The organism is Legionella qingyii (assembly GCF_003990155.1).
Classification (GTDB): domain Bacteria; phylum Pseudomonadota; class Gammaproteobacteria; order Legionellales; family Legionellaceae; genus Legionella; species Legionella qingyii.
Genome location: NZ_RZGX01000004.1, coordinates 171,115 through 184,813, shown reverse-complemented (window position 1 = coordinate 184,813; position 13,699 = coordinate 171,115). Strand labels below are relative to the sequence as shown.

The window sequence follows — 13,699 nt, the reverse complement described above, 5'->3', positions numbered from 1 at the left end:
CCTATGTTATCCGAAAAAAAAGAGACTACTTATTGGACTATATGTGATAAATCCCAAATCATCTCCCGTTGTTAAAGAAAATACATGTCCATTCTGAGTTCCTGCATGGATCACGGTTGCATCTGCATTAACAAACAAGGTATAAGTTATTTGGGATAAAAGAGTCCACATGGGATTTGAATTGGTTAAGCTGTTGGTGAAATAGGCATATTCAAAATTGATGGTTCCAGGTGGTAAGGTGCTATTCGTTGAGGTTTGCCGAGTATTTACATAAAGTTGGTTACTCGTAGCAAAGACATTTTGAATAGGCACTGGAACACTTGATTCTGGACCATTGATTCTAGCCCAAGTAACTCCATTATTTATTGAATAATAAACATTGCCATCTGCACTTCCTGCATAGATAGTAGATGGGGTCAAGAATATACTGTTGACGGCTCCATTACCTGGATTTGTTGCGGTAGATACCCAAGTAGTTCCCTTGTCGCTTGAGTAGTAAACTTTTCCCTCTTGAGTTCCGACATAAATTTTCGACGTAGTTGTAACAGAGACACTATTTATTGCTGAAGTACCAGGTGCTGTTGTAGCATTCCAAAAAGTACCATTGTTAGTTGAATAGTAAACTTTACCATCTGCACTGCCTATGTATAAAGTGTTTGGTGTTACAAATATCCCATTCACTGTATTACCCGGTGATGGTACAGTTGGCGTGGCAATCCAGGTTAAACCATTATTCATAGAAAAATAAACAGAGCCGCTGGCAGTCCCTGCATATACTATTCCTGACCGCGTAAATGTAACATCTACTGTATGATTGCTATCAATATTGAATAATGTAAACGTTGTTCCACCTTTTTGCGCAGTGCCTCCATCCATTAACCATTCACTAACTTGATAACCCGCACTAGGCGTTGCCGTAAAAGTCAAACTACTTCCAGCGATGACAGTTTGTGGTGTATTGGGATTAATTTTTCCATGAGCGCCAGCAGTTGGAGTAATCAAATATTTTGTTACAGGAATTATTGTAATATTTAAAATGTTAGCTAAGGCTGGTCGATAACACTCCAATCCATTTCCTTGTTCACATACAATAGGACCACCTTTAATATTGCCTGTCAGTTTGCTTCCATTTACATGCAAATTAAGAGTACAGGATTGATGATAATTCAATTTAAATGGATTTGGACAATTTCCGGCTGAAGTGACTTGGGTAATCCCTGCCATGTGTTTCATGGACAAGGTATGTGTTTTGCGTGATTGATTCGTTATCGTATATTTAATCGTCGCTGATCCTATTGGTGTTATAGAAATTGTTGGTGGATAATTGGGATCCGGTGTAAAAGTCCACACGGGTTTACTTGCATAGCTTACTGTAAGGAATAGAAAAGCAACCCCAACGAGAAAAAGCTGGGGCAAAGTAGTTTTAAATAGTCGCATCTTCAAATCCATTTTCGGATATTTTAGTGTTTATCTTAAGTTGATTACTGATCTTAGATCAATAAAAGTTAACAATTTTTTCAATGAGTTAAAAAGGATTCGCGGGCAAAAAATATATCTTATGTAATGGGTACGCTGGCAATAAAAATAGAATATTAGTTTTCCTGAGAAGAGGAGGAAGTGCGAACAAACGATTAATGTCTACTGAGAACTCATTAAATACATAACAAATCACCATGAGCATTATTGATTTCTTTAAGGGTTTTACTTAATTACCAAAATATTTATTATAAATAGTTAAATAGGTCCCATCGGTTTCTATTTGTAACAAGGCTTTATTAATTTTATCAATGATGGCCGCATTCTTTTTAAGTGCAATTATTCCATAGCCGTTTCCCATAACAATAGGTTTTCCTACTAGCTGAAATCCTTTGAGGGCATTGTTAAGCAGATATTTGGCAACATTTTCATTTACTAAGGCTACATCGATGTCATGATTACTAAGTGCTCCTATTAATGATGTGATTTTGGAATATGCTTTAATGTTTTGTTTGGAGGTATAATTAGGTAATACATTATATTGGATAAAAGTTGCCTGAAGTGCGCCAATTTTTTTGTTTTTAATATCATCGACTGAGGTGATATTTGAATTCTTTAATGAGATAAATTGTCCTCTACTTGTTATATAGGGCAGACTGAATACGTAATTTGTTAATTGAGTTGAAGGGAGAGGGCTTGGTAAAAAAGTAATGTCGATATAACCTGAATCGAGATCTTTAAATTGCGAATCCAAATCGGTGGGTTTATAGATACATGTTGTAGCAATACGGTTACATATTTCATCCATAAGGTCGACACTAAAACCAAAATAATGATTGTCACTGTCGGTTGATGAAAAAGGCGGGGCAAATTTCAAAACGCCTACAACAAGCGGACTGCCATAAGCAAAGAGACTACTTGCTAATAGGGTTATAAAAACAATGTGCCTAAAAAGCTTCATGTTGTATATCCATATTATATATAGTTAAACTCTAGAAGGTTAGAAAAGGGTTGTCAATGAAGTCGGAGAATGAGTGTTAACATTGTTTTTTTGTATTCATATATGCAAAGAACTTAATTAAATCATCCAGATCATTATCAGATAAAAATTGTTTATCTGAACCGCTCATTCGGCCTTGTGGAAGAATGCGGACTGATTCGGGGTCACGTATAAATTTTTTTAATTGGGTGATGTTAGGATAATAATTCAATGGATTTTTTGGGCAATTCAAGTCTGGGCCGATATCGCTTTTTCCAACATGATTTATCATGTGGCAACCCTCACAATGACTAATATAAATTTTGTACCCATTAGCAATCGATGCGTTTGTTGTTTTGGGAGGCGCAAGAACGTGTTGATAATTAAGTTCTCGGCTAATTTTTATCGTTATGACACTCCATGCCCAATATTCGTTTGATATATAGGAACGCTCAGGATAAAGCCAAATAATTTCATAAGGTCCAGCCGTAAGCCCGGTATGATTGTCAATTATTGGCCATTTTGATATAGGTTCTATGGCCAGCATTGCGATGGATGAATTTTTACTACAATCCATAATTTTATGTGAAGGCACATAGACATGAAAATTATCTTTGGCTATGAACTCGATGATATCTTGTTGTCCTATATGAAAGGGGGCGAGTAACTTGCATAAAGGAATAGCTTTATGATGCATGACTCTATTTGGATAAGCGCGGTCATTATTAATCGTTACTTGGGTTAGGTCGGGGTGGGTTAGTAATTCAGATTTAGTCAAAGTAAACGATTTATTCGGAGAAGCAATTTGAAGTGCGCTGTATGATGATTCGCTCGAGGTATAAGCAGTTTTCCATATGAGCCAGAGACCAATCAATAAAAAACTATACTTTAATCCCTTCACGGTAACTCCTGGCTTTTATAGTTGTTTTATTTAGACTAGGACTTACCAAAAAAACCAAGTTGAGGCAAAAAATGTTTTAATGAGGGAGTTAGATAAAATAAGTTACTGAATTAAAACATTTTTTAACAAAGAGATTGGATTCTTTCATAAGTCCTGTAGATACAAGTGAATTACTTTTACATAGATCTGAGAATTTTTCCAGAAAAAATAGAATTACTTGTTTATTGTTTTTATTGTTATTTTTTAAAAAATATCAAAACGAATTTAAATAACTGAAGCAGTAGTTATAAATAGAGTCTTGAAAATAAAATCTTGATTTTTGCTTTCATAATCATCATAGTGCAGAGCTAAAACCTATGATGAAAAATGATAAAAACCTCCATTTGATAATAAATATATTCTTAATCAGGAGTATGAGAAATGGTTTACAAATTTCGTTTAAGCTTTGCATTATTACTGAGTGTGCCATCACTTTTATTTGCAGATGATACACTTATTTTTGCTGTTGATATCATTCGGCATGGTGATAGGACACCGATTATTCCTCTTTCAGCAGTAAATTACCAATGGCAAGAGGGACCTGGGCAGCTTACTGCCGAGGGCATGCAACAAGAATATAAAATGGGCATGCAATTTCGTAAAAAATATATTGAGCAAACACATTTATTGCCTGAGCATTACGAGCATGGAAGAATGTATGTGCGCTCCACTGATTATGAACGCACACTGATGAGCGCCCAATCATTATTAATGGGATTGTATCCTCCAGGGACAGGACCCAATACTACAGAATCTTCTCTGCCAGCTTTACCTTATGCTGTTCAGCCTATTCCTGTTTTTAGTGCTCCATCTAAATATGATGAAGTGATTATTCAGCAGATAAGTTCCGCGGAACGAGCAAAATTAATGGAGCAATATGTATACTCTACGACGGAATGGCAACAAAAAAATAATGAGCTCAAGGATAAATACCCTCTTTGGAGTGCTCTGACAGGAGTTCAAATTAAAAACTTGGCTAATCTTGAATTATTAGGCGATGCTTTATACGTTCATCAAATACATAACGCTCCGATGCCAATTGGATTGAGTAATCAAGATATCGAAACAATTATTAGCGCCAGTAATTGGGCTTTTATGGCGCAAGAAAAACCTCAAGCAGTTGCAGCTGCTTACAGTACAAAACTCATGACGAATATTGCCAATTATCTCAATATTGGTAGCCAGAAAAAATCCAAGCTAAAATATGTTTTATTATCTGGTCATGATACGACTATTGCGAGTGCATTGAGCTTTTTGGGCTCTCCCTTGGAAATAGCCCCACCGTATGCTTCAAATCTCAATTTCTCACTTTACGAACATGATGAAAATTATTATCTGGTAAAAATCACTTATAATGGTAACCCAGTTTCGATTCCAGCGTGTGGTGGGAACACATGTGAATTGCAACAATTTATAAAACTGGTGAATGGCTCTAAGAATTATTCGATTTAAGAGTCTTTTTTCTCCTTCGTGAATGCGAGGGAGGCCCATTGGTAGATATCTTATTTGCTCTGATCCGCGGCGGCAATTGGTTCCAACTTGGATTTTATAAATAACGTTCTTTAATATGTGCAAAATAATAATCAGGATTTAATGCCTCACCTGTTGCTTGCCGCAATAGTTCAGGATAGGTTAATAACCTTCCCTTTTGATGAATATTTTTTCTTAGCCAAGATAATAATGATGTAAAATTGCCTTGCTGTAATTGCTCTTTAAGGTCGGGAATTGATTTTTTTACTGCTGAAAATAATTGAGCGGCAATTAATGCTCCAAATGTATAAGCAGGAAAGTATCCAAAAATGCCTGATGGCCAATGAACATCTTGCATTACTCCATTTTTATCATCGCCTTTTGTTGATAGTCCTAAATATTTCTGCATGGATGAATCCCATACTTCAGGCAAGTCAGCGACAGTAATTTCGGAAGAAAACAATTGTTGCTCTATTTCGTAACGAAGTATCACATGTAAGGGATATGTTACTTCATCCGCATCAACACGGATTAAACCGGGTTGAACCTTTGTGTAATGATAAAAAATATTTTCTGCCGTGATATTCTCTACATCTTTAAAATAGTTCTGTGCGATAGGTACAAGAAAATGGATGTATTCCAAACTTCTACAAATTTGCATTTCAATAAACAAGGACTGACTTTCGTGAACAGCCATCCCTAAAGAATGACCGACAGGTTGCGTACTCCATTCTTTCGATAGTCCTTGTTCATATAGGGCATGGCCAGTTTCATGGGTAATTGCCATTAAGGACGATAAAAACTCATGCTCGTTATAACGTGTAGTAATGCGAACATCACTGGAAATACCACCACAAAACGGATGATGGCTTACATCCAGTCGCCCGTGATTAAAATCGAAACCCAGACGAGTCATTATTTCCATGCCAAGTTGTTTTTGCTTTTCTACCGGAAAATTTCCTGTAAGCGTTTTTATTTGTCTGGTTTTTTGTTTCTCAATGATGCTGGGAATAAGCTTGGCAAGTTCATGTTTTAATGAATTAAAAATCGGAGTAATTGTTTTACAATCTAAATCTGGGGAATACTCATCAATTAAAACATCCAAAGTAGGCTTATTAAATGTTTGTGATTTAATCTCCGCCATCATTTTTACTTTTTGAAATAATTTTTCCAGGTAAGGTTTAAACGTTTTCCAATCATTTTTTTGGCGTAATTCTCGCCAAGCTTGGCCACAAATTAAGGATTCATTAGTAAATTCTTCGACTAAATTTACGGGAATACAGGTTGCCTGAAGATACTCTTTTTCCATCCAATAAAGATTTTTTTGTTGCCATAATGATAAACTGTCAATATCTTTTGCTTGCTTTATCAAGTCACCAACTTTTTTATTAGTTAGCCAATCATGCTGAACAGCGCTTAATGTAGCTAACGCTTCTGCTCGTGCTTTACCTCCACCAGCTGGCATCATTGATGCTTCATCCCAGGAAACAATTGCCGCTAGATTTTCAAAATCATAATATTTTTTAAAATGCTGTTCTAACTGTTGGTATGCATTCATGAATGGTTCTCATTATTCTGTTTTGATTCAGGTATTTTTTAAATATATATGCATATTCACATGATTCAAATAAATTTATGTTTCGTATTTAATAAATAAAAGGAATTATTTTTTTCTTAACCGTTGATACGTACTTTGCATATTCAGGATATTTCTTGCTTAATAAAGCTTCTTCTTTTTTCGCTTTGAAATGAAAAAAAATGATTAATGCAAGCGAAGCGATTATAGAGAGTATCGAGCCCCAGAATAAACACCAGCCAACAGCCATAAGAATTATTCCGGTATAGATAGGGTGGCGTATAATACTGTAAATTCCTGAGGTCACTAACTGAGCATTGTCTATGGGGGTGACAACCGGAGTAAAAGCGACTCCTAATTGCTTTATAGCAATTATAAGAACCCACAAACCAATAATGAACAACACAGGGCCTATAATCTGCAATACCCAAATAGGGAAACGTGCGAAAGGGGTGAGCACGAGAATTGCAGTACCGATGCAGGCTTGTATTGTCACATATTTATCTAGATATTTTGCGATCATAATGGTGATTCAGATGTTCACTGATTCAATATCAACCGGATTATCAATTTATAGCCTAAAATGCTGGGTGAGTCAAAATTTCCCAATCCCTTTTTTTATAAATTTTATTTAAAATCAATTAGTTGAATTAATTGTTTCAAGATTTTTTTTCTGAAAAAGTAATACAAAGAAATTTTAATTTGTACATTTGTGCTACCAAAATTTGTAAATTAACTGTAAACTTTTCCGTGAAAAGATATGGCCGTTAGAATACGAGCTCTTTTCAGAGGTATTTTTATTATCGGAATTTTAATTATTTAATTTTAAAGGAGCAATGACATGCCTCACACACCACCAGCCTCACCTCGAGTTGGAAAAAAAACTGAAGAAGGAAAAAGTTTAAACAGTTCACAGGACAGTAGTTTTGATGAAAACAGTTTTGACGAAGGTAGTTTTGATGAAAGTGGTTTTGATGAGCGCGTTGAAGAGAATTCCGAACTAAGCGCAGATGAAAATGCCGAATTTAGCGCAGATGAAGATAATGAACAAACTTCCGAAGAGAGCTCGCAACACACTTCGGAGTCTAGCGAAGAAACACAATCCCCACATAATAATGCACAGCGAAGAAATGCTAACACGCTCTTTGGTTTTGCTCCACGTGCCCCCCAAGTCTATGTTTGTGAGCATGGCCATGTACATCTTATGGATTTTATTAATGAAAACACAATGGTTTTCATCACTTTAAATGGCGGACCAGATCTAATGCGTCTAATGGCACTTGCATCACTATTGGAGGCTCTAGGTTTAGGCGAAGAAAATGACCTGGAAGAAAATGTTGCCCAACAAACTGAGCAAAAGCAGGAAGAAGAACCAATAAAAGTGAGCGAAGGAGAAGTTCAAACAGAAGATGAGGAAAGCGAGGAAGAATACAACGAAGAATACAACGAAGAGTACGGTTACAGTTACTTCAAAATGTAAGCCGAAATTCCGCAGCCTTGGCTGCGGAGTCAACTATTAATCTAGCCTAAAAAGAACATTTCTTAATCTCATGCTTTTCTGATTTTCCAGAAGAGTCAGGATTGATAATCAACGCCAACTTCCTATATCATCGCACCAGAAAATCGCCTCTAAATATTTTAAAAAGGAATTATTAATGCATATTAAATGGATATTAATTGGATTCTTTGCTTCAGTGGCTCATGCCAATTTACCTTATTTTCCATTAGACTTTCCCAGAGATGAGGCTGCACACTATCAAAACATACCATACTCATTTGAGCACATGATTGAGTGGTGGTATTTCAATGGCAAATTAGTTACTGATGAGGGGCGGAATTTAAGCTTTGATGTTGCATTGTTTAATGCTGCTATAGAGGTAAAAGGACGTGTTTATACACAACCCATGCTCCATATGCAACTTGCTGATTTGGATAAGAAAATTGGCTATGGAGTTGCTAAAGACTATCTTCTTAATGAAGGTAAATTTGCTACTGACAAATTAAATATTATTTTAAAAAATGATTACAGCTTACAAAAAAAAGTTCAACAAGGAAAAGAGGTTTATTTGCTGAAAGCAGAGGGTCGTCAAAATAATACGGTGTTAAAATTTAATCTAACTCTGGAGCCACAAGCATCGTTTTTCTTAATCAATGAAAATGGACTGATGCCAATGGCTGATAACACCAATTCATATTATTATTCCATACCCCACTTCAAAACAACGGGAACGCTTAAACTCAATGATAAGACGTACCAAGTTAACCAAAGCCCCGGTGATGCTTGGATGGATCATCAATGGGGTGATTTCAATCTTGATTCAAATGGATGGGAATGGTTTGGGGTGCGCCAGAATAATGGAATTGTTGCCAATATTTTCCTTATTTTCAATTATAACGACAACAATGTAATTGGCGGTTTAGCAAATGTAATTCTTCCTTCGGGTGAAAAACGATTTATTTCTTATCAAGATATGGAAGTAGTTCGCGAAGATTATTGGCTTGACCCGGCATTATCAATTCTTTATCCCACTACATACAAGATTAATATACCTAGTATTGGATTGTCATTTACTAATATTGCCGCTTTTCCAGAGCAGGAGCAACATGGTTATTGGGAAGGATATTGCGAGGTTTCAGGAAGCTATAATCAGCAAGAAGTTACAGGTTTTTCTTATACAGAAATAGTTTATCACAATCCAACCTTATCAGTTCTCTCCGGTATTGAGAGTAAGTTAAGATCGGAAAACAGTGGATTTAAATTCGGCCCCATGCGGTGATTAAATCAATTTGGGGTTACTAACAATAGAAGACTGAGTGCAAATGAGATTATTAATAAAGGCAATGATGAAGCTTTTTATGTTTTTTCCTTTCATAGCGATGGTGCTTCTCCTTAAAGCTATTGTGGTTAACGGAGCCCCTGAGTCGAAAGAAATTCAACTTAAGGTAAGTCAACTTGCAGAAATCAATAAAATAGGTACAAAGGTGGACTCGTCTCAATTACCAAGTCCTTATAATGAGTTATTAACGCCACCTCTAATGACTAAAAGCATAGAAAAATATTATGCGCGCAGTGCAATTATAAAAACAATTTTTGCAGCCCAGGATCTAGATAAAAATACTTATCAACGTGCCATAGTTATGTTTATTGATAGCAATAAAGAGAGAAATCAACCTGATTTCGCACAAACAAAAAAAGAAGTGACTGTTGTTGAGTTGGCTTTTATTACAATGAACTTTAATGAGCTGCCAAATAGTATGATAGAAGAAATACTGCATACGAATACCCCTTTTGGTAAATTGCTAGGTAAGTATCAACTACAAATACTTACCCAAGATCGAACATATTATAAGATCAGATGTAACAGTGCATTGGCATCATTAATTCATTGCAATTTAAATGATTTTATTTATGGGCGCACAAATACCATTATTAGGTCTGATAATAAAAAATGGCTGGCGCATGTTGTAGAGATTTTACCTAACTCCACTAAGGGGGGTAGGTGATGGCGGATAATGCCTTCACCTTAATTCCTAATGGGCATTAAGATTAGGAAAAACTGTTGCTCCCGCGAAGGCGAGAACGCATGTTGCAAATCACTCATCACGTTTTGAAATAAATAATGAATCGATGCTTTTTGCTGCAAAGTCGCTGTTTACAACGAAGACATTCGGGTTTTATTTATCAACTAATAGGTTGGAAGATTACTCTTGGTATCATTTTGAAAATTAATTCCATGATTTAAGGGTTCGCTATAAACAAGAACCTGTTTCTCCGATGAAGCAGAAAAAACTCCATGATGCCCAAGAAGTGCAGCCACATTTTCAGGAATACTTTGAGATAGTTGATAAATGTTCCACACATCAGGAATTGGATAAGTTTGAGTTTTAATTAAATCAAGTGTATTCATTCCCGTTTTGAATGATCCATCAGCTTTTAAGCGTTGAAAACTGTTCATCCCACGAATTAACTCAGAGATAAATTCTTGGATAGTATAGCCTTCAATCATATTTGGATTATCAAGTATGGTGGGAGAAAATCCATGGCGTACCAATTCTCGATTTAAAAGGAGGTTACAAAACAATCTGCCATTGCAATCGCTAAAGGGATGAGTCAGCTCTAATTTCTTGCAAAAAATAATGATGGCATGTAATAGATCTTGTGGGTTCTCAGCATGGGTGCAAACCGTTGACTCATATTCTTCTATTATTTGCTCGATGACAGTATCTAAGCGTTCTGTTTCTATACAAGTCAATGCATCAAACCCCAAAGATCCATGCTTTGCTAATGTACATAAGTTATTAAACTGCGTTAGGTGCTCGATATAGCCAAGAAAAGTTAAAGTCCTCAATGACAGTCCAAAACTAGTCCGATATTTTCGATACATACCTTCAGTATTATTCCAAATAATATTTTTAGCACAAATAGAGTGTATTTTCTTAAAGTACTCAGGGGTTAATGGTTCTGTCATTGTTTCTTTAGTATACAACCAGGCTTGGTATAGTTGATTAATACAGCCCTTTTCGCGTGCCTCATAATTACTCCATCCTGCTTCTTGTTGATAACCATCCATAAAGAGACGCCACAATTCAATCTCAGGAAAATCCTGATAAAAATAGGCTATATTACCTTTTTGTTCAGGATGCCAATAAATTTCTAGTGAGCGTGCAAGCTCTTCTTCACTTAAAGTATTTCTCTGAAAGTGCGGCCAATTAAATTGGCCTGAAGCATACAACTCCATTACTAAGCCAATGAGCACTTGATTCCCATGTATTGCCCCAATTAATCTGCGTAACTCCAATTCGCTGAGTTTGCTTGCATATTCCCTAATAAATAAAGACAACTCTGGGATAAGTTCTTGTAATAATTCAGGAGCCTCAGCTATTTTATCCAGGGCTGAGGCTGTCCACACAGTATCACCATATTCAGTTTTTTGTTGAATTGACTTTATAAGGGATAGTGGATTTTTTTCAAAGAAAATCCGAAAGGCAAGTAGAATATTTCTTTTATTTTCCTCCGATAATTCCAAAATATAGCTTGGTAATATACCAAATAATTCGGCAATGACTGTATAAGTCTGGTGATCATCAGGCTGATTGATGGCTTCAATATCAGCAGGATCGGTAATAGAAGCAAGAATAAATTCACGTAATTCAGTTTCCTCACCACTAATGTGTCCATAACAAATTCCTCGGGCTATCAACCGCAAGGGAGTATCTAATTTAGGTGTTAATTTAAAGTTATTTAGTTTTGATTGATATAGAGGAGAAATTTTCATAAATTAAGTAAGGATTTGCGCGGGGTATTTATTGTGCAGCTAGTTGCATTATTTGTCAATGTTTAGAGTTTTCCAAACAAAATGAGCCTGAAGGGCTGATAAATTTTATTCTAAGACAATAAGGGCAAAGTATAGTTAATGATTAAATAATTAGTGAGTTTTCAGCAGATTTGTGTAATGTGCACAAGTTCACCGAAAGTTACAGTGATCCTAATTTTTTCCTATGATGGGAGAGAGGATTCTAGGTCTAGGCATAGCAAAAAACAAATTCTGGCATATGTCTCTTCTCGACTTGGGGAGAAGGTGCCCATAAGGGCGAATGAGGGCAAAGGATTGGAAGATAATCACTCTGATTTTCTTCCAATAACTATTTATGAATGCGTATTAAATGTTTATTGTGGTATTATAAAAATTCAAAATGATGTCAATGAATCGAGATTTTATATTGTCCAGATTGGGACCTCAATCATTTAATAAATATTGATGGAATGCGGTGATTTATGTTGAACCAAAAAGTAACCAAACCTTTTCTGATTATTTATATCAGTTTTTTATTTCTCGCAACTTTTTTCATCGTTCCTACCATGACAAGTTTTTATTATTACGCCTGGGGAAAACATTTAGCTTGGTCTTATTTTGACGGGCCCCCCATGATTGCCTATTTTTTCCATATTTCTAGGGCAATTTTTGGTGATACCTTCTTTTCAATTAATATCATCGGTTTTTTATGCTTGATTGTAGGTGCCTATTATATATACAGAACAGGATGTCTCTTGCACAATCAGCAAACAGGACTAATTAGTGCGCTGATATGGGTCGTTTTGCCTACAACCACAGAAAGTATTTTGGTACGTGTTTTATATGATGCCCCTTTGAATTTATTTACGATTCTGTCCTTTTATTTTTTTGCACGTTACATTTCTTACAAGCGCATTCTTGATGTGTATCTTTGTGCTTTGTTTATCGGAGCTATGATTTTATCTAAATATACTGCTGTGGTGAGTGTATTGGGACTATTGCTGTATGTTATTTTTTCCAAACAGCGGCAACTTTTTAAAAGTGTACATTTCTACTTAGCCTGTCTAACAATTATTCTAATGGTTTCTCCTGTTATCTATTGGAATATCAAACACGATTGGATATCAATTACTTATTTATTACATTTTCACAGTCAAACTCAAAATCATACTACTATATTCAATAGTCTCTTAAAGCTAATAAGTACATTATTAATCAATTATTCAGTTTTTCTATTGTTGACTGTGTTGGGATGGTTCAAGTATCGAAAAAATCAAAACACGTGCAATAACCCAGTTTTGGAGTTGACTTATGCAGTATTATTTGTCGGATTATTATTTTGGTTCATATCAACTCTATTGGGTGGAAGTGCCCGTGCAATTTACTTGACGCCACTAGGAATGAATATCGCCTTAGCAACAGGGTATTTTGTTACAAAATATAATTACCACCGTTTTTTTAAAATCAGTTATCCAGTTTTTTTAGTCTTTAGCCTTGTGATGATCGTTATTAATTCATGGCCAATCGCAACCTATATGAAAAAAGGTAAGCTTTACACCGTGCTACAACAAGCGATTAAAGAGCCTGAAATCATTAAAAAAGGACAGCCTGTAGTTGCTGGATATTATACTAATGCTGCAGCGTTGAATTTTTTTATGCCCAATGAGTCTGTTCACGCAATTCCTTGCGACGAGATTAATCAATATCAATACTGGGATGATGCTTTTTTAAAGGCACTATCCAAGGGAGAAATTGATAAAATAACCTATTTTGATTTTAAAGATACAAAGCAATGCCCAGAGCAATTTTTTAATCAATGCCAATCGGTGGCAACATTATCTCATCTTAAGATTATTCCAGTAATTCACAAATTGACTAAACCTAGGTATTTGTATGTGTATGAATGTTCATCTCCACGCATGCAATTTGCTAATGCAAAGGCATGAATCGAGGAATGTAAACAC

General features: G+C 35.6%; 11 protein-coding genes. 5 read left to right on the top strand and 6 right to left on the bottom strand.

All coding sequences use genetic code 11. The features are described 5' to 3' along the window. Positions 1 to 6: 6 nt before the first annotated feature. From ELY20_RS04360 to ELY20_RS04350, 3 genes are all read right to left on the bottom strand, one after another. Entirely contained in the window at positions 7 to 1,437 is a 1,431-nt protein-coding gene (locus ELY20_RS04360) for an InlB B-repeat-containing protein (protein WP_110141411.1), read from the bottom strand. Between the two features lie 268 nt (positions 1,438 to 1,705). Further along, on the bottom strand, positions 1,706 to 2,437 hold the full coding sequence (locus ELY20_RS04355) for a transporter substrate-binding domain-containing protein (RefSeq protein ID WP_110141412.1): 732 nt from the start codon (positions 2,435 to 2,437) through the stop codon (positions 1,706 to 1,708). Positions 2,438 to 2,513: 76 nt separating this feature from the next. Further along, positions 2,514 to 3,356 carry a c-type cytochrome gene (locus tag ELY20_RS04350; RefSeq protein WP_110141413.1) on the bottom strand — a complete coding sequence of 281 codons (843 nt, stop codon included), beginning with the start codon at positions 3,354 to 3,356 and terminating at the stop codon, positions 2,514 to 2,516. Positions 3,357 to 3,776: 420 nt separating this feature from the next. Here ELY20_RS04350 and ELY20_RS04345 point away from each other — a divergent pair, with 420 nt between their 5' ends. Continuing rightward, positions 3,777 to 4,847: a histidine phosphatase family protein gene (locus tag ELY20_RS04345; RefSeq protein ID WP_110141414.1), complete on the top strand. Its 1,071-nt coding sequence runs from the start codon at positions 3,777 to 3,779 to the stop codon at positions 4,845 to 4,847. Positions 4,848 to 4,941: 94 nt separating this feature from the next. On the opposite strand, the gene ELY20_RS04340 is transcribed toward ELY20_RS04345, so the two are convergent. Both ELY20_RS04340 and ELY20_RS04335 read right to left on the bottom strand, forming a co-directional pair. Continuing rightward, positions 4,942 to 6,423 (bottom strand): carboxypeptidase M32, encoded by a 1,482-nt coding sequence (locus tag ELY20_RS04340; RefSeq protein WP_110141415.1) that lies wholly within the window; start codon positions 6,421 to 6,423, stop codon positions 4,942 to 4,944. A gap of 88 nt (positions 6,424 to 6,511) precedes the next feature. After that, positions 6,512 to 6,964 carry a methyltransferase family protein gene (locus tag ELY20_RS04335; protein ID WP_110141416.1) on the bottom strand — a complete coding sequence of 151 codons (453 nt, stop codon included), beginning with the start codon at positions 6,962 to 6,964 and terminating at the stop codon, positions 6,512 to 6,514. Between the two features lie 318 nt (positions 6,965 to 7,282). Here ELY20_RS04335 and ELY20_RS04330 point away from each other — a divergent pair, with 318 nt between their 5' ends. The 3 genes from ELY20_RS04330 to ELY20_RS04320 all read left to right on the top strand — a co-directional run bounded on the left by ELY20_RS04330 (position 7,283) and on the right by ELY20_RS04320 (position 9,945). Beyond that, the gene (locus ELY20_RS04330; protein WP_110141417.1) at positions 7,283 to 7,921 is read left to right on the top strand and encodes a hypothetical protein; all 639 of its coding nucleotides are present in this window, start codon (positions 7,283 to 7,285) and stop codon (positions 7,919 to 7,921) included. A 175-nt stretch (positions 7,922 to 8,096) separates the two neighbouring features. Then, the gene (locus ELY20_RS04325) at positions 8,097 to 9,218 is read left to right on the top strand and encodes a lipocalin-like domain-containing protein (protein ID WP_110141418.1); all 1,122 of its coding nucleotides are present in this window, start codon (positions 8,097 to 8,099) and stop codon (positions 9,216 to 9,218) included. Positions 9,219 to 9,261: 43 nt separating this feature from the next. Beyond that, entirely contained in the window at positions 9,262 to 9,945 is a 684-nt protein-coding gene (locus tag ELY20_RS04320; protein ID WP_110141419.1) for a hypothetical protein, read from the top strand. A 182-nt stretch (positions 9,946 to 10,127) separates the two neighbouring features. On the opposite strand, the gene ELY20_RS04315 is transcribed toward ELY20_RS04320, so the two are convergent. Further along, complete coding sequence (locus tag ELY20_RS04315; protein ID WP_158618859.1) at positions 10,128 to 11,648, bottom strand: Fic family protein; 1,521 nt, start codon at positions 11,646 to 11,648, stop codon at positions 10,128 to 10,130. Positions 11,649 to 12,217: 569 nt separating this feature from the next. On the opposite strand from ELY20_RS04315, the gene ELY20_RS04310 reads away from it, so the two are divergent. After that, on the top strand, positions 12,218 to 13,681 hold the full coding sequence (locus ELY20_RS04310; RefSeq protein ID WP_110141421.1) for a glycosyltransferase family 39 protein: 1,464 nt from the start codon (positions 12,218 to 12,220) through the stop codon (positions 13,679 to 13,681). Positions 13,682 to 13,699 lie beyond the last annotated feature (18 nt).

Coding starts and splice junctions, on each gene's coding strand:
- ELY20_RS04335 (WP_110141416.1), bottom strand. CDS start 6,964: ATGATCGCAAAATATCTAGATAAATATGTGACAATACAAGCCTGCATC.
- ELY20_RS04345 (WP_110141414.1), top strand. CDS start 3,777: ATGGTTTACAAATTTCGTTTAAGCTTTGCATTATTACTGAGTGTGCCA.
- ELY20_RS04310 (WP_110141421.1), top strand. CDS start 12,218: ATGTTGAACCAAAAAGTAACCAAACCTTTTCTGATTATTTATATCAGT.
- ELY20_RS04340 (WP_110141415.1), bottom strand. CDS start 6,423: ATGAATGCATACCAACAGTTAGAACAGCATTTTAAAAAATATTATGAT.
- ELY20_RS04355 (WP_110141412.1), bottom strand. CDS start 2,437: ATGAAGCTTTTTAGGCACATTGTTTTTATAACCCTATTAGCAAGTAGT.
- ELY20_RS04330 (WP_110141417.1), top strand. CDS start 7,283: ATGCCTCACACACCACCAGCCTCACCTCGAGTTGGAAAAAAAACTGAA.
- ELY20_RS04320 (WP_110141419.1), top strand. CDS start 9,262: ATGAGATTATTAATAAAGGCAATGATGAAGCTTTTTATGTTTTTTCCT.
- ELY20_RS04325 (WP_110141418.1), top strand. CDS start 8,097: ATGCATATTAAATGGATATTAATTGGATTCTTTGCTTCAGTGGCTCAT.
- ELY20_RS04360 (WP_110141411.1), bottom strand. CDS start 1,437: ATGCGACTATTTAAAACTACTTTGCCCCAGCTTTTTCTCGTTGGGGTT.